This window comes from Sinorhizobium sp. 6-70, from assembly GCF_030124375.1.
Classification (GTDB): domain Bacteria; phylum Pseudomonadota; class Alphaproteobacteria; order Rhizobiales; family Rhizobiaceae; genus Sinorhizobium.
Genome location: NZ_JASKLS010000001.1, coordinates 395,557 through 415,559 on the forward strand (window position 1 = coordinate 395,557; position 20,003 = coordinate 415,559).

General features: G+C 64.1%; 17 protein-coding genes, 1 pseudogene and 1 riboswitch. Of the genes and pseudogenes, 3 read left to right on the forward strand and 15 right to left on the reverse strand.

What is annotated here, in order from left to right; translation table 11 throughout:
* Positions 1–106 precede the first annotated feature (106 nt).
* Entirely contained in the window at positions 107–1,456 is a 1,350-nt protein-coding gene (gene hemN, locus QN222_RS01870) for an oxygen-independent coproporphyrinogen III oxidase (protein WP_283963886.1), read from the reverse strand.
* 217 nt (positions 1,457–1,673) lie between these two features.
* On the opposite strand from hemN, the gene QN222_RS01875 reads away from it, so the two are divergent.
* On the forward strand, positions 1,674–2,411 hold the full coding sequence (locus QN222_RS01875) for a Crp/Fnr family transcriptional regulator (protein ID WP_283963885.1): 738 nt from the start codon (positions 1,674–1,676) through the stop codon (positions 2,409–2,411).
* Positions 2,412–2,442: 31 nt separating this feature from the next.
* Here QN222_RS01875 and QN222_RS01880 read toward each other — a convergent pair whose 3' ends face one another.
* The 7 genes from QN222_RS01880 to QN222_RS01910 form a co-directional block, all read right to left on the reverse strand.
* Complete coding sequence (locus QN222_RS01880) at positions 2,443–3,195, reverse strand: glycerophosphodiester phosphodiesterase family protein (protein ID WP_283963884.1); 753 nt, start codon at positions 3,193–3,195, stop codon at positions 2,443–2,445.
* A 31-nt stretch (positions 3,196–3,226) separates the two neighbouring features.
* Positions 3,227–4,210, reverse strand: coding sequence for an adenosylcobinamide-phosphate synthase CbiB (gene cbiB, locus QN222_RS01885; RefSeq protein ID WP_283963883.1), 984 nt, complete (start codon positions 4,208–4,210; stop codon positions 3,227–3,229).
* Positions 4,211–5,212 carry a threonine-phosphate decarboxylase CobD gene (gene cobD / locus QN222_RS01890; protein ID WP_283963882.1) on the reverse strand — a complete coding sequence of 334 codons (1,002 nt, stop codon included), beginning with the start codon at positions 5,210–5,212 and terminating at the stop codon, positions 4,211–4,213. It abuts the gene before it with no gap.
* On the reverse strand, positions 5,209–6,516 hold the full coding sequence (locus tag QN222_RS01895) for a cobyrinate a,c-diamide synthase (RefSeq protein ID WP_283963881.1): 1,308 nt from the start codon (positions 6,514–6,516) through the stop codon (positions 5,209–5,211). Before QN222_RS01895 ends, cobD begins: the two co-directional genes overlap by 4 nt.
* Complete coding sequence (gene cobA, locus QN222_RS01900; protein ID WP_283963880.1) at positions 6,513–7,355, reverse strand: uroporphyrinogen-III C-methyltransferase; 843 nt, start codon at positions 7,353–7,355, stop codon at positions 6,513–6,515. The genes QN222_RS01895 and cobA overlap by 4 nt, the downstream gene beginning before the upstream one ends.
* Before the next feature lie 136 nt (positions 7,356–7,491).
* The gene (locus QN222_RS01905) at positions 7,492–7,947 is read right to left on the reverse strand and encodes a cobalamin biosynthesis protein (RefSeq protein WP_283963879.1); all 456 of its coding nucleotides are present in this window, start codon (positions 7,945–7,947) and stop codon (positions 7,492–7,494) included.
* A gap of 204 nt (positions 7,948–8,151) precedes the next feature.
* Positions 8,152–8,403, reverse strand: coding sequence for a hypothetical protein (locus tag QN222_RS01910; RefSeq protein WP_283963878.1), 252 nt, complete (start codon positions 8,401–8,403; stop codon positions 8,152–8,154).
* A 19-nt stretch (positions 8,404–8,422) separates the two neighbouring features.
* On the opposite strand from QN222_RS01910, the gene QN222_RS01915 reads away from it, so the two are divergent.
* Entirely contained in the window at positions 8,423–9,208 is a 786-nt protein-coding gene (locus QN222_RS01915) for a TSUP family transporter (RefSeq protein ID WP_283963877.1), read from the forward strand.
* 3 nt (positions 9,209–9,211) lie between these two features.
* Here QN222_RS01915 and QN222_RS01920 read toward each other — a convergent pair whose 3' ends face one another.
* Genes QN222_RS01920 through cobU form a run of 5 tightly spaced genes read right to left on the reverse strand, consistent with a single transcriptional unit; the run spans position 9,212 to position 15,713 of the window.
* A complete protein-coding gene (locus QN222_RS01920; RefSeq protein WP_283963876.1) occupies positions 9,212–9,637 on the reverse strand; it encodes an EamA family transporter in 426 nt (141 codons plus the stop codon).
* Entirely contained in the window at positions 9,637–10,281 is a 645-nt protein-coding gene (gene cobO / locus QN222_RS01925) for a cob(I)yrinic acid a,c-diamide adenosyltransferase (protein WP_283963875.1), read from the reverse strand. Before cobO ends, QN222_RS01920 begins: the two co-directional genes overlap by 1 nt.
* 12 nt (positions 10,282–10,293) lie before the next feature.
* Complete coding sequence (gene cobN, locus QN222_RS01930; RefSeq protein WP_284005188.1) at positions 10,294–14,106, reverse strand: cobaltochelatase subunit CobN; 3,813 nt, start codon at positions 14,104–14,106, stop codon at positions 10,294–10,296.
* 11 nt (positions 14,107–14,117) lie between these two features.
* Positions 14,118–15,182 (reverse strand): cobalamin biosynthesis protein CobW, encoded by a 1,065-nt coding sequence (cobW, locus tag QN222_RS01935; RefSeq protein WP_283965994.1) that lies wholly within the window; start codon positions 15,180–15,182, stop codon positions 14,118–14,120.
* Positions 15,183–15,185: 3 nt separating this feature from the next.
* Positions 15,186–15,713, reverse strand: a complete 528-nt coding sequence (gene cobU, locus QN222_RS01940; protein ID WP_284005190.1) for a bifunctional adenosylcobinamide kinase/adenosylcobinamide-phosphate guanylyltransferase — start codon at positions 15,711–15,713, stop codon at positions 15,186–15,188.
* A 131-nt stretch (positions 15,714–15,844) separates the two neighbouring features.
* Positions 15,845–16,253: riboswitch (cobalamin riboswitch) on the reverse strand.
* A gap of 101 nt (positions 16,254–16,354) precedes the next feature.
* Between cobU and QN222_RS01945 the strand changes: the two are divergent.
* Positions 16,355–16,544 (forward strand): annotated as a pseudogene (locus tag QN222_RS01945) (MFS transporter); the annotation flags it as partial.
* A 27-nt stretch (positions 16,545–16,571) separates the two neighbouring features.
* Here QN222_RS01945 and QN222_RS01950 read toward each other — a convergent pair.
* The gene (locus QN222_RS01950; protein ID WP_283965650.1) at positions 16,572–18,329 is read right to left on the reverse strand and encodes an adenylate/guanylate cyclase domain-containing protein; all 1,758 of its coding nucleotides are present in this window, start codon (positions 18,327–18,329) and stop codon (positions 16,572–16,574) included.
* A 127-nt stretch (positions 18,330–18,456) separates the two neighbouring features.
* Positions 18,457–19,929 carry a cobyric acid synthase gene (locus QN222_RS01955; RefSeq protein ID WP_283965649.1) on the reverse strand — a complete coding sequence of 491 codons (1,473 nt, stop codon included), beginning with the start codon at positions 19,927–19,929 and terminating at the stop codon, positions 18,457–18,459.
* Positions 19,930–20,003: the final 74 nt, after the last annotated feature.

The following is a 20,003-nucleotide window of genomic DNA, read 5'->3' on the forward strand; positions in this document are numbered from 1 at the left end:
ATGAAAATCGAGTCTTGGCGATCCCTATAGAAAAATGCACGGCAAAAGCCAATGCCTCTTGGCTTTTGCCATGCCGATTGCTTCAGCGATTCAAAATGCGGTGTTGCTAAACAGCGACCGAGTGACGCCCGCGCCCGTTGGAAAGATGGGCGTCGAAGGCGGCGGCAACCGAGCGGGCGAAGGGCCGACCACGCGCCGTCAGCTTGAAGACGCCGGCCTCGATCGTCGAAAAACCATCGGCATCGCGTGCACGAAAGAGCCGCGCCTCCTCGATGACCGATGCTGCGAGCACTGGGAACTCCGCTTCGATCCGCTCGAAGGAGAAGCCGAACTCGCACATGACGAGCGAGATCACCCGCGCCCGCAGCCGATCCTCCGGTGTCAGCGCGTAGCCGCGAACGGCGGCAAGCCCGCCCTGCTCCGCCCGGCGCAGGTATTCCCCGGTCGCCGGCATGTTCTGCACATAGCCCTCGCGGAACTGGCCGATCGCCGAAGCCCCGATGCCGATCAGCGTTTCTGCCGTGTCATCGGTGTAGCCCTGGAAATTTCGTCGCAAGCGCCCTTCCCGGCTGGCAGCGGCGAGCGTGTCCGAGGGCCGCGCGAAATGATCGATGCCGATCGCCTCGTAGCCGGCGGCGACGAGCATCTCCCCCGCCCGCGCCATCTGGGCGTAGCGGGCCACAACGCCCGGCAGGCTCTCCTCCGGGATCATCTGCTGATGCTTCTTCATCCACGGCACATGGGCATAACCGAACAGCGCAACCCGATCGGGGCCGAGCGACAACACGGCCTCGATCGTTCGCTCGAGCGTTGCCATCGTTTGATGCGGCAGACCATAGAGCACATCGCAATTGACGGAATGCACGCCGCGCGCCCGCGACGCCTCGATCGCGTCGCGCGTCTGCTCATAGGTCTGGATGCGGTTGATCGCCTTCTGCACGACCGGATCGAAATCCTGGATGCCGAAGCTCGCCCGGGTCATGCCGATCGCCGCAAGGGCATCATGGCGTGCCTCGTCGAGGTCGTTCGGGTCCATCTCGACGCTGATCTCGCAATCCCCGGCAAAGGTGAAATGCCGCGAGAACTGGCTCTTCAGCGTTATGAGATCGTCAGGCCGGACGAGCGTCGGCGACCCGCCGCCAAGGTGTAAGGCAGTGACGCGCGCGCCGCCTGTCACCTGTTTACCGATCGCCTCGATCTCCCGGTGCAGGCCCGTCAAATAGTCGGCCACCGGATCATAACGCAGCGTCTGCTTCGTATGGCAGGCGCAGAACCAGCAAAGACGATCGCAATAGGGAATATGTGCGTAAAGCGACAGGCTCTCGCCCTCGCCGATCGCGCCAAGCCAGCGTTCGTATTCCGCGTTACCGATCGCTTCGGAAAAATGCGGCGCCGTGGGATAACTGGTATAGCGCGGCACCGGCGCCGCATATTTCAGAACAAGTGCGTCTTCCATCTTTCTCTCCAAGCAGGTCACGGAGAGATAAGCCAGCGTGCCACAGCAGCCTTTGATTTTGATCAAGTGAGCCGCAAGACAGCTCTTAAATTGACGATTCGCAATTTTGTCTGAGACATAGTTTCGCGGTTCAGGAATTAGCACCCGTCAACTCTTGCTTTGCGGGCGTCAATCCTCTTTGGTCCTTTTGGGCACACAAACCGGGGCACTAGAAGAATTGCAGATCGTGAGCGAACAAAGCCGCAAGGACATCCATAATTCGGACATTCCGGTCGTCTGTGCCGCCTGCGAGGCGCGCCACGGCGGGGTCTGCAGCGCACTCACGCCGAGCCAGTTGACCGAACTCAGCCGCCATTCGACACGCCGGCGCGTCGATCCGGGCAGCGAGATGGTCGGCCAGGGCGAAACGACCAACAATTATGCGAACATCATTCGCGGCGTGGTAAAGCTCAGCAAGATGCTCTCCGACGGCCGCCAGCAGATCGTCGGTCTGCAGTTCGCGCCCGACTTCATGGGCCGGCCGTTCACTCGCGAAAGTGCGCTGAGCGCCGAGGCGGCAACCGGCATCGATATCTGCGCCTTCCCGCGCGCGGTGGTCGAGCGGCTCGTCGCGGAAGTGCCTGGCCTGGAGCACCGGCTGCACGAGCAGGCCCTGAAGGAGCTCGACGAGGCACGCGACTGGATGCTGACGCTCGGCCGCAAGACCGCGCAGGAAAAAGTGGCGAGCTTCCTCTACCTCATCGCCAGCCACATTGATCCCGAGCATGGCCGTGCGAGCGAATTCGACCTGCCACTCTCTCGCGCCGATATCGCCGACTATCTCGGCCTTACCATCGAGACGGTCAGCCGCCAGATCACCAAGCTGCGCAAGGAGGGGGTGATCCGCATCGAAAACAGCCGCCGGGTCATTGTGCCTGACACCGACCGATTGATGCGCTTCGCCGGGATGGATTGATGCACCGGCACTGGATTGCGCCGTCAGCCCCCTATCTGAAGACGCCTGCCGTGGCCAAACGTGGATCGTCGAGAAGAATTGCGTCCGGTGCTATCGTTCGCAGCCTTTCAAGCCCTTGCCGATCGACCTGACCGACAGGAAACGGCGGGTAATCGGCACGAGGGGTCATCCGCGGCTGACCAACCATCACGGCAAGGCGCATGCCCGCATTACGCACGGCCGCAGCGCGGTCGGCCGTCGCATCACCCTGCCACAGCCTGAACCAGCTTGCGCCCGCTCGCCGCGCCTCCGGCGCAGAGTCTGGCTTCTCTAGGAAGGCAAGGACAGCGATCTCCGCCATGATATCTTGCGCGGCACTGATGAGCCCTGTGTCACGTAATCCAAGCAGCGTCCGCTCGACCGCATTCGCCAGCACCACTTCGCCGATGATCTGCGGGAGATGTCGCTCCTCCATCAGCTTCACGTCCAGCAGGACGCCCAGCGGATGTGAGGCGGAAAGGGCTTCACTTAAAGTCGTTACTGCCGGGAGTAGGCTCCGGAGCGTCACCAGATCAAGATCTGCCACCGCGCGCGTGTCGCCGCACAGCCGCCGAAGATCGGCGTCGTGCACACAGACCAAGGTCCCATCTCTCGTCCGGCGGACATCCGTCTCGATCGCATCGGCGCCCGCCGCCGCTGCTGCACGGAGAGCACCGATGGTATTCTCACCGGCGAGTGCCGCACCCGCGCGATGAGCGACGATGAGCGGCCTGCGTTTGCACGTCTCGTTCCATAATTCGGTCATTACGGGTGCAACCGGGATCGAAGAAAGAAATTTAGAACGGCGACGCGACCAAAGCCGCGACGGCAAAGCTCAGCGCCATCGCCGAGCAGGCGCCATAAAAGACGGAAACCGCGGCATCGATATCCTCCGGCGTCGCGATCGATCGCCCCGGTTCGTTGATCATCGGTTCGTCGACCTTCACGCCGCCATAGGTTCGCGGCCCGGCAAGCTGGAGATCCAGCGCCCCCGCCATCGCCGCCTCGGGCCAACCGGAATTCGGTGACCGATGGAGGCCGTGGTCGCGTCGCGCGACATCCATCGCTGTCCGTGCCGCCTCCGCACCGCGCTTGAAATAGGCCCCGGCGGCTACCAGCAAAATCGAAAGGCGCGCAGCCGGCAGATTGGCGAGGTCGTCCAGCCGTGCCGAGGCCCAGCCGAAGTGCAGATATTTCGGGCTCTTGTGGCCGATCATCGAATCGGCCGTATTCAGCATCTTGTAGGCGAACAGGCCCGGAAGTCCGGCGATTGCGTACCAGAAGGCGGGCGCCACGACCCCATCGGAGAAATTCTCCGCAAGGCTTTCGATCGCGGCCCGGCAGACACCGGGCTCGTCGAGCGTCTTCGGATCGCGGCCGACGATCATCGACACGGCCGTCCTGCCGCCTTCAAGCCCGTCTTCACGCAGGGCCTGCGCCACGCACTTCACGTGATCGGCGAGGCTCTTCTGTGCAAGGAAGACGGCAACGACGATGGCCTCCAGCAGGAAGCCGATGGCACCTAGCACATCGAACAGGCGGTGAAACACGACACCGACCACGATGCTTGCCAAGAGCAGAAACAGGATCGCCGCGAGCCCCCTCATCTTCAGGGCCGCCGGCCCCGCGCTGCCGCGATTGAGCGCCTCGTCCAAAATCCCGATCCCCTTGCCGAAGAAGACGACCGGATGCGTCACACGCTCCCAGAGCCAGTCTGGATCGCCGACCAAGCGGTCGATGACCAGTGCAACCACGAGGATGAGGAAAATTTCAAAAGTCAATTACACACCTGTCCGCTGCAAAGCTTCGGCAAGGCGCCGATCGCTGTTTTCGTCCGGGGTGAGGCCGATCCTGAGCCAGTGCGGGTTGTAGTCGAACTTGCGCGTCAGGATGCGCGCTTTGCAAAGCGCGGTATGAAGCTCGCATGCCCTCTCGTTCTCGACCAGAGTGAAAAGGCCCGTACCGCCGGCGATCTTCAAGCCGGCTGCTCTGAGTACCACATCGAGCCCAGCCTTGCGCGCAGCAATGCTCCTCGCGGTTGCCTCGGTGTCACCTTCCATGAGTTTCGCCGAAATGGCGAGCGCCGGGCCGGAGACCGCCCAGGGACCGAGCCATTCGCGGAACGCTGCAAGGACCGAAGCGCGAGCGATGACGAAGCCGAGCCTCAGTCCTGCGAGGCCGAAAAACTTGCCGAAGGAACGGAACACGACGAGATTGTCGGAGGTCGCTGCATAGCGGGCGACGCTTGCATCCGGATCGAGATCACCGAAGGCCTCGTCGACCACGAGCAAGCCGCCATGCGTTTTCATGGCCTCCGCAATGGCAAGGGTTTCCTCTGGGGACAAGAGCCTCCCGGTCGGGTTGTTGGGATTGACGACCACGGCGACACCATGCGCGGCGGCAAGATCGTCGGCGCGCTGGACGGGATCGACCGCGAAGCCGGCAGCAGACAGCACGCGGGCGTATTCGCCATAGGTCGGCGCGAAGACGGCGGCACGCCTACCTGCGTCGACCAGTCGCGGCAGCAACTGGATTGCGGCCTGGGTGCCGGGCACCGGCAGCGGCATGGCGTCACCGCTTCCATAGTAGCGGCTCGCGGCAAGCCGCGCCGCCTCCTCGACATGCCGGTCCGGGAGGCGGTGCCAGACGCTGGGATCGATCTCCGGCAAGGAAACCGGGCACGGGTTGATGCCGGTCGAAAGGTCGAGCCAATCGGCCGGGGTACCGCCGAAACGCGCGGCGGCCTCGGTGATCCCGCCACCATGAAGGATGGGAGCGGTCATTGTCTGCCCGAGAGATCGATGAGATGCATGAAGGAGCCGGCGACATTCCCCCGCCTGAGGCCGGCATCACCGAGATCGCTGCCCGCAGCGTCACGGACCGCGAAGAGCGGTTCGGCCGCCCCTTCGGATACAATGGTCGCGTAGTGGAACTCGTGCGCCGTCATCGGTCCATCGAAAAATGCGTTGTCGAGCGGCGCGACGCGCCGGTAGCCGAGATGCCGCTTGCGCTCGGCAAAACTGGTCACGAGCGGCAAAAGGCCAAGCATTTCGTAACGCCTGCCATCCGCGGCGACAAGCCCTTCGCCGAGCGTCATGTAGCCACCGCACTCGCCGAAGATACGCACGCCCGCCTCCACGGCGCTTTGCAAGCCCTTGCGGAAGTGCGTCGCCCCGGCCAGTTTTTCGGCGTGCAGCTCGGGATAGCCGCCGGGGAGATAGATCGCGTCAACGCCCCTTTCGGGCGCTTCGTCGTCTAGCGGCGAGAAGAAGGAAATTTCCGCACCCTGCCCGCGCCAACCAGCAACGAGGTGCGCGTAGCAGAAGGCGAAGGCGACGTCGCGAGCGATGGTGATTCGTTGGCCGAGCGGCTTCAGAGTGGCGATTTCGGACTTGGCCGTCTGCGGTGGTGGCGAGGGCGTTGCGGCAGCCAGCATCGCATCGAGATCGCAGTTTGCCTCGACAAGGTCCGCCGCGTGGTCGATGAACGGTTCCAGTCCTCCGTGCTCGCCGGCCTGCACAAGGCCCAGGTGCCGCTCCGGCAGCTTCAACGAGCTATCTTGCCGAAGGACGCCGAAAATCGTCACACCTGCCCTGTCGAGCGCATCGCGCAGCATCATCTCGTGGCGGTCGCTGCCCACCTTGTTGAGGATGACGCCAGTGACGCGGATATCATCGCGGTAGTCGGCGTAACCACGCACCAGCGCCGCGACCGAATGGGACAAACGCGCACAATCGACGACGAGGATCACTCCCAAGCCGAGCGTGGCCGCAAGATCAGCCGGCGCCCCGGTGCCGTCCGCGGCGCCGTCGTGAAGCCCCATCATCGCCTCGACGACAAGCGTGCGGCCGCCGGACGCCGCCCGTGCGGCATTGGCAACGAGCAGCTCGGGGCGCATCGCCCAGGGATCATAGTTGAAGCAGGGTTCACCGCTTGCTGTGGTGTGGAAGGCCGGATCGATATAGTCGGGCCCGGCCTTGCCGGGTGCGATGGCGATCCCACGCCGCCTCAGTGCCCGCATCAGCCCGAGCGTCACCGTGGTCTTGCCCGAGCCAGAGCTCGGGGCCGCAATCAGAAGACCGCTCATGCCCGATCCCGCAGGACACGGTCTGCGAAGGGATCCGCCGCCAGCACGCGGCCATCACGTGCGCCGAGCCAGTCGAGCGCCGCACGCAGGCGAACGACCTCGCCGACGACGACGATTGCCGGCGGCTCGAGGCCAGAGGCCGCGACATCGGCTTCGGCGCGCGAAAGCGTCGTCTCCAGCACCAACTGCTCCGGTGTCGCTGCATTGCAGACGAAGGCCATCGGCTCTTCCGGCGAGCGGCCGCCAGCCATGAGGTTGGCGGTAATCTGGCCGATGTGCTTCATCGCCATATACATGACGATCACCGGCGAGCCCTTGGCGATGCCTTCCCAGTTGATCCGGTCCGGCACAACGCCCGAGGAATCATGCCCGGTCAGGAACGTCACCGCATGGTTGACCTCGCGGTGCGTCACCGGAATGCCGGCATAGGCAAGGCCACCGATGCCAGCGGTGATGCCCGGAACGATGCGGAACGGAATGTGATGCTCGGCGAGTGTCAAGGCCTCCTCGCCGCCCCGGCCGAAGACGAAGGGATCGCCGCCCTTGAGGCGGAGCACGCGGTTTCCGGCGCGTGCCAGCTCGACAAGCCGCAGCGAAATATCGCGCTGCTTCGGCGAAGGCTTGCCGCCGCGCTTTCCGGCATATTCGAGGGCAGCACCGGGTTTGGCGAGCTTCAGGCAATCGCCGTTCACCAGTGCGTCATGGACGATGACATCGGCCTGGCGCAAGGCATTGGCGGCATGCAGCGTCAAAAGCCCGGGATCGCCTGGTCCGGCGCCGACCAGCCAGACGGAACCGGGTTCGAGTTCTGGTAGACCGGCAAAAATTGCATCCGTCATGGCATGATCCTTGAGGTCCCGCTGGACAGCGGACCTGATTCAACCCGCGAGGCAGGTAATTTGCTTTGATAGAATTTGGCGACAGAGCATTGAATCTGCTCTTTAACCGAGACAGGAAATCGAAAGGGCGCAGCCATTATCCAGCCCCCGCACGGTTTGCCTTGACGTCGGCCGCTGCGGTCGCAGCGAAGGGACCGGCGATTGCCGCTGTCGCCCGAGCCGAACGGATTTTCGGCACGATCAGCACCGCATCCGGGCCTGCGCCGGCGAGCGCCGCGCCTTCCGCCACGCCGTGGCAGCCGGTATGGGCAAAGACGATGTCCGAGGGGTTTTGCAGCCGAGTGGTTTCCGCCGCCAATGTAGAGGCGTTGAAGAAGCGCGCCGGCACCGAAAAATGACGGGCGGCGGCATGAATCGCCGGCTCCTCGGCACGGGCATCGAGCGAGGCGACGAAGTCGACCTCACACCGGTCTAAGCCAGCCGCGGCAAGCGCCTGCTCGGCAAGCGCAATCACCTCCTCGGGCGCGGTGTTCCGCTCGCAGCCGAGGCCGAGCACAAGCTTGGTAACAGTTGGTCCTTTGACCGAAGGCATATGCTGCGCGGCTCCCCCTGCAGCGCCGCGCATCCGCCTCGATACGCAGAGCTGCTCCGTGATTTGCTGCGCAGCTTCCAGAGAACTTCCGGGTACCGGCAGCGGTCGGCGTTCCATACGAAGCGCCGGCCCGGGCCTATAGCCACACCGGTCTGGACAGCACCGGATCAGGTCCCCTGTATGGGTCGGCCGCACCGGACGCTCTTACAGTCCGCTCGAAGCAGACGCCGTCGCATGATTGTCATTTTTACCGGAGCCCATCCGGCCGGTCAAACCGGATTGCGCCATCGGCGTGTCGTAAACGGTGCAGGCCGGAGCGAACTGTACGAATTGATGGATGTGCTCGAATTCAAGAGGTTGGGCACCAAATCCGTAAAGGCGTGCGGCAAACCCGCAATCTGCCCTTTGCATTTCCGTTCCGGCTCTGACACAAGGCGGAAACAACTCCGCTGCCATTCCGCTTCCCGAGCCTCCCGTGCACGACCTCGCCCTTCAAATCCTTCTCTTCCTCTTCGCCGCAGCGTTCATTGCCGGGTTCATCGATTCGATTGCCGGCGGTGGCGGAATGATCACCATTCCCGCGATGCTGATCGCGGGCATTCCTCCGCTCGAAACGCTCGGCACCAACAAGCTGCAATCGCTCTTCGGCTCCGGTTCCGCAAGCCTTGCCTATGCGCGGTACGGCCATGTGAGCCTGAAGGAGCAGCTGCCGATGGCGGCGATGGCGACGCTCGGCTCCGTCTTCGGCGCCCTGCTCGCGACGGTCGTTCCCGCCGACGCGCTCAAGGCCGTTCTGCCCTTCCTGCTGATCGCGATCGCTGTCTATTTCGGTTGCAAGCCCAACATCGGCGACGTCGAAAGGCACCACCGAATTACGAAGCTCGCCTTCACGCTCACCTTTGTGCCGCTGATCGGCTTTTATGACGGTGTATTCGGCCCAGGTACCGGCTCCTTCTTCATGCTCGGTTTCGTCACCCTCGGCGGCTTCGGCATCATCAAGGCGACGGCCCACACGAAGTTTCTCAATTTCGGCTCCAATCTCGGCGCCTTCTTCGTCTTCCTTGCCTATGGCGTGGTGTTCTGGAAGGTCGGCCTGACGATGGGCGCGGGTCAGTTCCTCGGCGCGCAGGTCGGCTCACGCTTCGCGATGGCGAAGGGCGCGAAGATCATCAAGCCGCTGCTCGTCGTGGTCTCGATCGCCCTGGCAGTCCGTCTGCTGGCCGACCCAGCGCATCCGATCCGCATCTGGCTGGGGATGTGAAGCCTAAAACACCGCCAGCAAAAACGCGCCGGCGGCGATCAGGGCGACACCGAGCCAGTTCATCAGGTTGAGTTTCTCGCCCAGGAACAGCACGCCGAACACGGCCACGAAGACAATCGAGAGCTTGTCGATCGGGGCGACGCGGGCGGCGTCGCCCAGTTTCAGCGCACGGAAATAGGCAAGCCAGGAGGCGCCCGTGGCGAGGCCGGAAAGCGAGAGGAAAAGCCATGTGCGTCCGGAAATTTCGGCCGGCTTTTGCCATTGTCCGGTCGCAGCAACGATCGCGACCAGCACCGCAAGGATCACGACCGTGCGGATGAGCGTCGCAAAGTCGGAATTGACATTCGCGACGCCGACTTTCGCGAAGATGGCAGTGAGCGCCGCAAACACGGCTGAAAGCAGCGCCCAAAACTGCCAGCTTTGAACCATCAGAATTCGACGCCCTTCTGCGCCTTGATGCCGGAGCGGAACGGATGTTTGACAAGTTCCATCTCGGTCACCAGATCGGCGATCTCGATCAGATCTTCCTTGGCGTTGCGGCCGGTCAACACCACATGCGTCATGTGCGGCTTTTCTTCTTTCAGGAAGCGCACGACCTCAGCGACGTCGATGTAGTCGTAGCGCAGCGCGATATTGATCTCGTCGAGCAGCACCATGGAGTTGCGCTCGTCGCGGATCAGCTCCTTGGCCTTTTCCCAGGCCTTCTCGGCCGTCGCCACGTCGCGGGCGCGGTCCTGCGTTTCCCAGGTGAAGCCCTCGCCGAGCGTGTAGAACTGGCAGAGATCGCCGAAATGCTTTTCGATCAGGTCGCGCTCGCCGGTGTGCATGGCGCCCTTGATGAACTGCACGACGGCGCAGGGCATGCCGTGGGCGATGTGGCGGAAGATCATGCCGAAGCCGGCGGTCGACTTGCCCTTGCCCTTGCCGGTGTGGACGATGATCAGGCCCTTTTCGTCGGTCTTCGTCGCCATGATCTTTTCGCGCGCGGTCTTCTTCTTCGCCATCTTCATGGCGTGGCGGGCTTCGTCCTTTTCCGGCCCGGCTTCGCCGCTGGTTACCGTTTCGTCGCTCATGGTGATCTCTCCCTATTGGCTTCCAGCGCGCAGCCGACGGACGACCGCGTCACCGGACAGACTGTTCAGTTCAAAACGCGCCGAGTTGGAGCGAGGGGTCCAGAGGCCTCTTTCGATCGCCTCCAGGAAACGCTCCGACATTTCGGCAAGCGCGGCCGGGTTCTTGTCGCGCAGGAAATCGAGGACCTTCTCGTCGGTGATGAATGCCTGGTAGGCGGCCTCGAAATGGTAATCGCGCACAGCGCCGGTCGTCGCGGCGAAAGCGAACATGTAGTCGACCGTCGCGGCGATCTCGAAGGCACCCTTGTAGCCGTGGCGCAGGACACCATCGATCCACTTCGGGTTGACGACACGGGCGCGCACGACGCGGCCGATCTCCTCTTCCAGAGAGCGAATCACCGGTTTTTCCGGGCGCGAATGGTCGTTGTGGTAGATCGCCGGGCGCTGGCCGGCGAGGTGCTCCGCCGCAGCACTCATGCCGCCCTCAAACTGATAGTAGTCGTCGCTGTCGAGCAAGTCGTGTTCGCGATTGTCCTGATTCTGGACCACGGCTTCGATGGTTCGCAGCCGTTCCTCGAACAGTCCGCGCTCGGCCCTGCCATCCTCGCCGGCGCCATAGGCATAGCCGCCCCAGGTGAGATAGGCTTCGGCAAGATCGCCGCGCTTGTCCCAGCCCTTCTCGTCGATCAGCGCCTGCAGCCCGGCCCCATAGGCACCCGGCTTGGCGCCGAAGACGCGATAGGAGGCGCGCCGCGCCGCTTCCTTCGGCCCGACGCCGGTCTCTTCCAGCCGCCTCGTCTCGGCACGCATGCGCGCGGTGATCATGTTGTCGGCGTCGTCCTCTTCCAACGCCCCGACGGCGCGGATCGCCTTGTCGAAAAGCGCGATCTGCTCCGGAAAAGCGTCGCGGAAGAAACCGGAAATACGGAGGGTGACATCGACGCGCGGACGACCTAGCACCGCGAGCGGTACGATCTCGTAGCCGGTCACGCGGCGCGAGGCCATGTCCCAGACGGGTTTGGCGCCGATCAGCGCCAGCGCCTGGGCGATGTCGTCGCCACCGGTGCGCATGTTGGAGGTACCCCAGGCGGTGAGCCCGAAGGAGGACGGCCATTCGCCGTGGTCCTGCAGATAGCGGCGGATGAGCAGCTCGGCCGATTTCTTGCCGAGTTCATAAGCCGCCGGCGTCGGTACGGCCCGGCTGTCAACGGAATAAAAATTGCGGCCGGTCGGCAGCACGTCCGGCCGCCCGCGCGTCGGCGCCCCGGACGGGCCCGGTGCCACGAAGCGGCCGTCGAGCCCGGTGAGCAGGCCTTTGATTTCCGCCTCCCCGGAGCCTTCGATCGAGGGCTTTAGGCGAGCGTCGACCTCGTCGAGAACGGCACGTGTCGCCACCCAGCCCGCCGGGCAGGCAATCTCGCCGGACACCAACTTCGCCGCGAGGAGTTCGATACGCTCGACCGTGTCGCCGGCGGTGCGCCAGGGTGCATCCAAGACGGCGGCGAGAGGCGCGGGCTTCGGGCCAGTCCACGGCTCGGACATGACGCAATCGAGGGGGTCGAAAGGTTGCGGGGAGTGAGAAGTATCCACGACCCCTAAATCCAGTGCAATCGCCCGCTGCAAGCTCTGGTCGCCGCCCTCGCCCAAGCCGCGCGGCACCCGCGCCAGTGCCACAGTGAGGTCGGTCAGCAAGCGCCCCTCCGGCGCGACGCCGAAGATGTGCAATCCGTCGCGGATCTGCATTTCCTTCAAGTCGCAGAGATAGGCGTCGAGCTTTTCTAGCGCCTTGTCGTCGCTGTCGGCCTTTTCGATGCCGGCATCTTGATCGAGGCCGATGTCGCGGACGAGATCGAGGATCTGTCGGCTCAACAGCCTGAGCCGTCGCGGGTCGCCGCCGGCGGCCTCGTAATATTCGTCGACCAGCGCTTCCAGGTCCTTGAGGGGCCCATAGGACTCCGCCCGCGTCAAAGGGGGCGTCAGATGGTCGATGATAACGGCGCTGGTGCGGCGCTTGGCTTGCGTGCCCTCGCCCGGATCGTTGACGATGAAGGGGTAAAGATGCGGCGTCGGGCCGAAGACCGCCTCGGGATAACAATTTTCCGAAAGCGCCAACGCCTTGCCGGGCAGCCATTCGAGATTGCCGTGCTTGCCCATGTGGACGATCGCGTCGGCTTTGAAAACCTGCCGGAGGAAGGCATAGAAAGCGAGATAGCCGTGCGGCGGAACGAGGTCCGGCGCGTGATAGGTTTCCTTCGGATCGATGTTGTAGCCGCGCGCCGGCTGGATGCCGACGAGGACCTCGCCGAAGCGCGCGAGCGGCAGCGCGAAGGCGCCGTTCAGGAAAAATGGATCGGCTTCTGGCTCGCCCCAGCGCGCCGTCACCTCCTCCTGAATCTGCTGCGGCAGGGAACCGAGGAAGTCCTTGTATTGTGCGAGCGAAATGACCTCACGGATTTCGCGGTCGCGGCTTGCCGCATTGGTCGGCCCGGCCATAAGGAAGCGCATCAGCGCGTCGCCGTCCTCGGGAAAACCGTCGATGGGATAGCCTTCCACCACCATCGCCTTAAGCACCTCAATGGTGCCGGCCGGCGTATCGAGGCCGACGCCGTTGCCGAGGCGCCCGTCGCGGTTTGGATAATTGGCCATGACGATCGCGACGCGACGCGCCTCCGGCCCCGCCCTGCGCAGCCGCGCCCAGTTGGCGGCAAGCCGCGCGGCAAAGCGGACGCGATCGGTAAGCGGCTCGTGCCCGACGATGTTGGCTTCCACCGCCGGATCATAGACGGATGCAGCCTTGAAGGAGACGGCGCGAGAGAGAATGCGGCCGTCCACCTCGGGCAACGCGACGTTCATGCCGAGATCGCGCGCCATCAGCCCCTGCGGCGAAGCCTCCCAGGCGGCGCGGGAGGAGCCGGAAAAGATGACTTGCAGCACCGGCGCGCCGGTCGATTCGAGCACCGTCGGCTGGCGGTCGGCACCAGGCGCGGAGACAGCAAAGCCGGTGGCGTTCATCACCACATCCGGAGCGGCTTCCGCGAAGATCGCCTGCAATGTGCCGATCGAGATCTGATCCTTGAGACTCGAAACGAAGAGCGGAAGCGCCCGCATGCCTTTGGCCGCAAGCGCGTCGATCAAGGCTTCGACGGGCTTGGTCTCCCCGCTCTGGACGAGGGCGCGATAGAAGCAGATGGCGACGGTGGATTCCTTCTTCACGTCTGCAGTGGTCGCTGCATCCGGACGGCCCGCAATCGCACGCCACCGGCCGACACCGATCACCCCCTCGCCCGGCCACCAGATACCCGCCTTCAAGAGCGGCCGCGCCGGCTGCGGCTTCTCGCCGCCGGAAATCAGCGCCTCGGCATAATCGAGGAAGAGTCCGGCATTGTCGGCGCCGCCCTCGGTGAAGTAGGCCCAGAGGCGCTCGCGGTCCTCCGCAGACACGGTGGAAAACGGGTCGAGACCCGGGTCCGGCTTGTCGTCGCCCGGCAGCACCGCGATCTGGAACTTGTTCGCAATCGCTGCCGCATGCAGCGCCTCGAGCACGTAACGGAAATAGCTGGCGCCACCGAGCGGGCGGACGACGATCAGCTTCGCGTGCCGTGCCGTGCGCTCGACATAGGTGTCGACCGACATCGGATGCATCAGGTTCATCAGGCTGGCGATGCGCAGTGTTCTCGCCCCCGTCCGCCGCCCGTAGGCCGCGGCGATCGAGGCAAGCTCCGTGTCGGCGGCCGAGAGGAACAGGATATCGGCGGGGCTTTGCCCGAGATCGATCGCCTCGTTGCCATCGGCAATCGTGCCTTTCTGGGCGAGAAGCAGATGCATTTTCTATCCGATCACACCAGCGCCGCGATCGCAGCGCGTACGGCGGCCTCGTCCATGTCGTGCAGACCGATGACGACGAGGCGCGTGCCGCGTGCCTCGCCGGCCGCCCAGGCCCGGTCGTAATATTGGTCGATGCGGCTGCCCACCGCCTGGATCAAAAGGCGCATCGGCTTGCCGGGGACGTCTGCAAAGCCCTTGAGACGCAGCACGTCGTGCTCCGCGATCACACGCTTCAGCCGGTCGATGAAGGCGGCGGGATCGCTGATCGCGCCGAGTTCGACGACGAAGCTATCGAATTCGTCGTGGTCGTGCTCTTCGCCGGCCTCATGCTCCATTTCGTGATGCGACTTGCGGTTGGCGATCTCTCCCTCGGTGCCGACGCCGAGGCCGAGCAGGATGGCGGCAGCAACCTCGCCGTTCTTCGCCTCGATCATCGTCGGCTTGCGATTGATGCGCGAAGCCACTTCGTCGCGAACGGACTTGAGGCCCGAGGCGTCGATCAGGTCGGTCTTGTTGAGGACGATGAGGTCGGCGGCGGTCAACTGGTCCTCGAAGAGCTCTTCGAGCGGGCTCTCATGGTCGAGGTTGTCGTCGTCGACGCGCAGCGCATCGACCTTGTCGTGGTCGTCCGCAAAGCGGCCGGCGGCGACCGCCGCACTGTCGACCACGGTCACGACGCCGTCGACCGTCACTTCGCTGCGAATATCCGGCCAATTGAAGGCGGCGACCAGCGGCTGCGGCAGGGCGAGACCCGAGGTCTCGATGACGATGTGGTCGGGCCGGTTCTCGCGTTCGAGCAGCTTGGTCATGGTCGGGATGAAATCGTCGGCCACCGTGCAGCAGATGCAGCCGTTGGTGAGTTCGATGATGTCGTCCTCCGAGCAGGCCTCCGCACCGCAGCCCTTCAGCACATCGCCGTCGACACCGAGATCGCCGAACTCGTTGATGATCAGCGCGATGCGCTTGCCGTCTGCGTTCTGCAGCAGATTGCGAATCATCGTCGTCTTGCCGGCGCCGAGGAACCCGGTGATGACGGTGGCCGGGATCTTGCCGTGGTTGGCTTTGGCGAGTGTCATGGATCAACCCTTCATTTTCAGCGGCAATCCGGCCGCGACAAAGTAAACTTCAGCGGATTTCTCCGCAACGATCTGGTGGAGGCGGCCGGCATGGTCGCGAAAATCACGCGCCATCCGGTTTTCCGGAACGATGCCAAGACCGACCTCATTGGAAACGAAGATGAGGCGCGCCCGCGCCTCGGGCAGGAAAGCGGCAAGCGCCGCGAATTCCGCAGTGATGTCGCGCTCTTCCATCATCAGGTTGGTGACCCAAAGCGTCAGGCAATCGACGAGGATCGCGCAAGCCGGATCGTCGATGCGGCGGAGCACCCCTACGAGATCGAGGGGCTCCTCATGCGTCGTCCATCCCTTGCCGCGCCGCGTCTCCTGGTGGTGGCGGATGCGATCGCGCATCTCGTCGTCCCAGGCTCGGCCCGTGGCGACGTAATGCAACGGCAGTCCGGAGGCTTCGGCGAGCTTTTCCGCGAAAGATGATTTGCCGGATCTGGCGCCGCCAAGCACGAGGATCGGTCCGGCATTGGGAATCGTCATGCGGCCGGCCTCAGTTCACGGACGGCTTCAACCGGAAATGGGTGGAGAACACGCTTGTCGCGCGTTCAAAAGACAAACTGTAAGCCACGACAACCTCCGTGCTGGCATCGGGGAATTGTGTCCCCTTCGGGCGGAATGCCCTGACGGATGGCAGGTCTCCTGGCTCACGGCGTCACGACCTTCAAGAAGATTGCGTTCAAGCGATTGCTGAACACAAGCTGCTGAAGGCCGAACGGGCCCGCCTCACCTTCCCGGCATATTCGGTATCGTGAAAGGCGGACGATTCGTAGAAGAAGAGGCGTCCAGCCCGGCTGATCACGATGCCATGCCAGTGGCTTTTCCGACCTGCCGTCCGATCCCGCGAGACTGCCCCACGCAGTTCGTCAGAAGAAGGCGACATGCCCGATGGCGAACCCTGACCGTTCTACAGTCGCGGGGTCGGCTGTGATAAGGGCGCCCGGCGTGGGTCCGCCCCGTCACATTCCCATTTACTCCCCCGCTCCGCTCCGGCGCGGGGGAACCATCCATTGACGTTAATTATGAAGCGGCACCGGCAAAGTCAATCGACGCGCTGCGACACATCGGCCCCGAAACACGCCAGCAACCATAACGGAGAACCGGAGGCCGCTTTCACCGTGTCCTGGCTCACCGGCACCGACATCGGCCTCCTCAATACGACCACATTCGAATACGACCACATTCGGCAGCGACGCGCTCGGCCGGCTGCTGTCCGGCATCCTCGGCGACCGCTACGGCCGGCGGATGATGCTCACGGTCAACCTTCTGCTCTTCATCATCCGCTCAGCCGCCCGCGCGCTTGCCCCTAATTTCGCGGCGCACACTTTTCCTCTCGCTGCCCTAGTCAACGTGCGGGAATCCCGCCTTGCGCAGCCCGGCGATGAGATGCGCATAGTGATCCGGATCGACATAGGGCGTGAGGATCTTCCAGTAATGCGCCATGTCGGCCGGCACGTTGGCCATAATTTCCGGAATGAGCTCGCGCGCCTCCTCGTCGCGGCCAAGCTGTCCGAGGCTCGCGAGAAGCACGACGCGGTTGAAATAGGCCCGACGGAGTGAGATGCCGTGTTCCGAATAGTGCAGCGCCTCCTCGTAGTTGCCGAGATGATAGTGAGCAAGCGCCATGTGGTTGAGGAACAGATAGGTCAGCGGATCGTGCGGACTGAGCCTCAGGGCCATGTGGAGCGGATCGAGCGCCTCCGCGAAATGTCCCGCGAAAATCCGGGCCCAGCCGAGTCCCATATGCGCGAGCGCCAGGTTGGGGTTTAGGTCGATCGCCCGCTGCGCCTCTTCCACGGCGGCGGGCGCTCGGTGCGCTACGAAATGGGCAAGGCACATGGTGTAGTGCGAATAGGGATCGCGCTCTTCCAGCGCGACAGCACGCTCGGCCGCCGCGTAAAGCTCGGCGCTGTCGCGGTCGACGTCGTCGCTGAAGCCGTGGAAGCAGCGTGCGTAAAGCGAGCGGGCGAGCATCATATGCGCGCGGCCGAAATCGGGGTCGAGAGCTATCGCCCGCCGATGCCAGACCAGCGCTTCCTTGAAGTGCTCTGCGGTATCCTGCGCATTGTGCAGCCACGTGCCGCGCATGTGACACTCATAGGCATCGAGGTTGTTGGTGGGACTGAACTGGGCACGCCGGCTCTCCCCGATGAGGATTTCCGGTTCGATTGCGCCGACGACGTTCTGTGTGAGTTCGTCCTGGATGGCGAAGATGTCCGCAAGTTCGCGGTCGTAGCGCTGGGCCCAGAGATGGACGCCGGTCTCGGCTTCGATGAGTTGCCCGGTCACGCGCAGACGATTCCCCGCCCGGCGCACGCTGCCCTCGACGATGTAGCGCACGCCAAGATCGCGGCCGACCTGCTTCACGTCGACGGCGCGCCCCTTGTAGGCGAAGGAAGAGTTACGGGCGATGACGAAGAACCAGCGGTAGAGCGACAGCGCGGTGATGATGTCCTCGGTCAGCCCGTCCGCAAAATACTCCTGCTCGGGGTCGCCCGACATGTTGACGAAGGGAAGGACGACGATCGAGGGCTTGTCCGGAAGGACGAGCGGCCCGCCGAGCACACCGGCCTCGACCGGGTCCTCGCGACGCCAGTCGACCCTGTGGACCGGCACGGGACGCGGAATGTTCTTGAGGTTGCGGTCGCCAAGGTGGACCAGCGGGAAATCGAGCTTACCCTCGATCTGGTCGTGAAGCGCGCCCGATATACAGATTCCTCCCGGCAGCGCGACTTCCTGCAACCGGGCAGCCACATTGACGCCGTCGCCGAGAAGATTGTCGCCCTCGACGACGACATCGCCAAGGTTGAGCCCGATGCGAAACTCCATCCGATGGTCCGGGGGAAGGTCGGCATTGCGGCGATATAGCACACGCTGGATCGCGACCGCGGCGCGCACGGCCTGCACGGCACTGTGGAACTCCGCCACGGCGCTGTCGCCGGCCGAACCGAATATGCGCCCACCATGCTCGGCGACGAGATCTTGTATCGCGGCACTGTAAGTGCCGAGCGTCGCAAGCGCCCCTTCCTCGTCGGCAGCGACAAGCCGGCTGTAACCAGCAACGTCGGCGGCAAGGATCACTGCAAGCTTCCGTTCCACGAGGACAGCCGCTCCTGCGGCATCTGGCCAGAACATTTTAAGCGTAGCTTAAATGCCAAAGGCGGAGAAGCAACAAATCGCTGCCGTGCAGCGCTGCGTCCGGTATCTTCGGCGCTCCGCCGCGGCTTCACGCCGTCTTGTACGCGCCGCCGAGCAGCCGGTCGAGCCAGCCAGGGTCGAGCACCGCTTCGAGTTCGGCGGCGATATCATCGAGTGCCGCATCGACCGATTGGCGATAATTGCCGCCGCCACCCTCGATGCCAAAGCTCTTGAGCAGTGCCGCCCGATAGGCGTCGCTGGCGAAAAGCCCGTGCAGATAAGTGCCCATAATCTTGCCGTCGGCGGACATCGCCCCGTCACGGCGACCGTCGATCGAGACCGGCGCGCGGGCGCAGTCGGTGCCGGTGGTTTTGCCGAGGTGGATCTCGTAGCCGTCGAGCGGGACGTCATGTTCCAGCGACCAGGCGCGGCTGTTGCGCACGGTCTTTTCCGGCGCCATTTCCGTTTCGACCGCAAGCAGGCCGAGGCCGGCGATCTCGCGCTCACCGCCTTCGATGCCGAGCGGATCGGTGACGCGCGCGCCGAGCATCTGGTAGCCGCCGCAAATTCCGATAACCCGGCCGCCGCGGCGCAGGTGACGCTCGAGGTCCCGGTCCCAGCCCCCGGCACGAAAATCCTTGAGGTCGGCAATTGTCGATTTCGAGCCGGGAATGACGACGAGCCCGGCATCGTCGGGAATCGGCGTGCCGGGCCGGACGAAGACGAGATCGACCTCCGGCTCGGCGATCAGCGGATCGAGGTCGTCAAAATTGGCGATACGCGACAGAACGGGCACAGCGACCTTCAGCGCCTTGCCGCCGCCGCGCGCGAGCTTTTCGAGCACCACGGAATCCTCGGCCGGCAGCCGCGCGGCGCTTTTCAGCCATGGCACCACGCCGAAGCAAGGCCATCCGGTGAAGCGGTGAACCGCCGCAATGCCATCGTCGAAGAGGGTCACGTCGCCGCGGAACTTGTTGATCAGATAGCCGCTGACCATGCGCCGATCTTCTTCCGGAAGGATCGCATGAGTGCCGACAAGCGAGGCGATGACGCCGCCGCGGTCGATGTCGCCGACAAGCACCACCGGCACACCCGCCCGCGTGGCGAAACCCATGTTGGCGATGTCGCCGGCCCGGAGATTGATTTCGGCCGGGGAACCCGCGCCTTCGACGATGACAAGATCGGCGCCGGCGGAGACCAGTTCGAAACTTTCCATCACCGCGCCGATGAGCTTCGGCTTCAGCGCCTGGTACTCCCTGCCCTTCGCCTGACCCGCCACCTTGCCCTGCAGGATGATCTGGCTGCCGACGTCCGATTGCGGTTTCAACAGCACCGGGTTCATATGCACGGAGGACGGCACGCGTGCGGCCAGCGACTGCAGCCATTGCGCCCGACCGATCTCGCCGCCGTCATCGGAAACGGCGGCGTTATTCGACATGTTCTGCGGCTTGAATGGCCTGACCTTCAGCCCGCGATTGGAGGCGAGCCGGCAGAGCCCGGCCACCAATACCGATTTTCCGACATCCGAGCCGGTTCCCTGCAGCATGATCGTCCGTGTCATGCGACCTCCCGTAACATCGAAACTGTCGCCGGCAAAGGCCCGATTTCGACGCGATTCAGCGTCATTTCGCCATG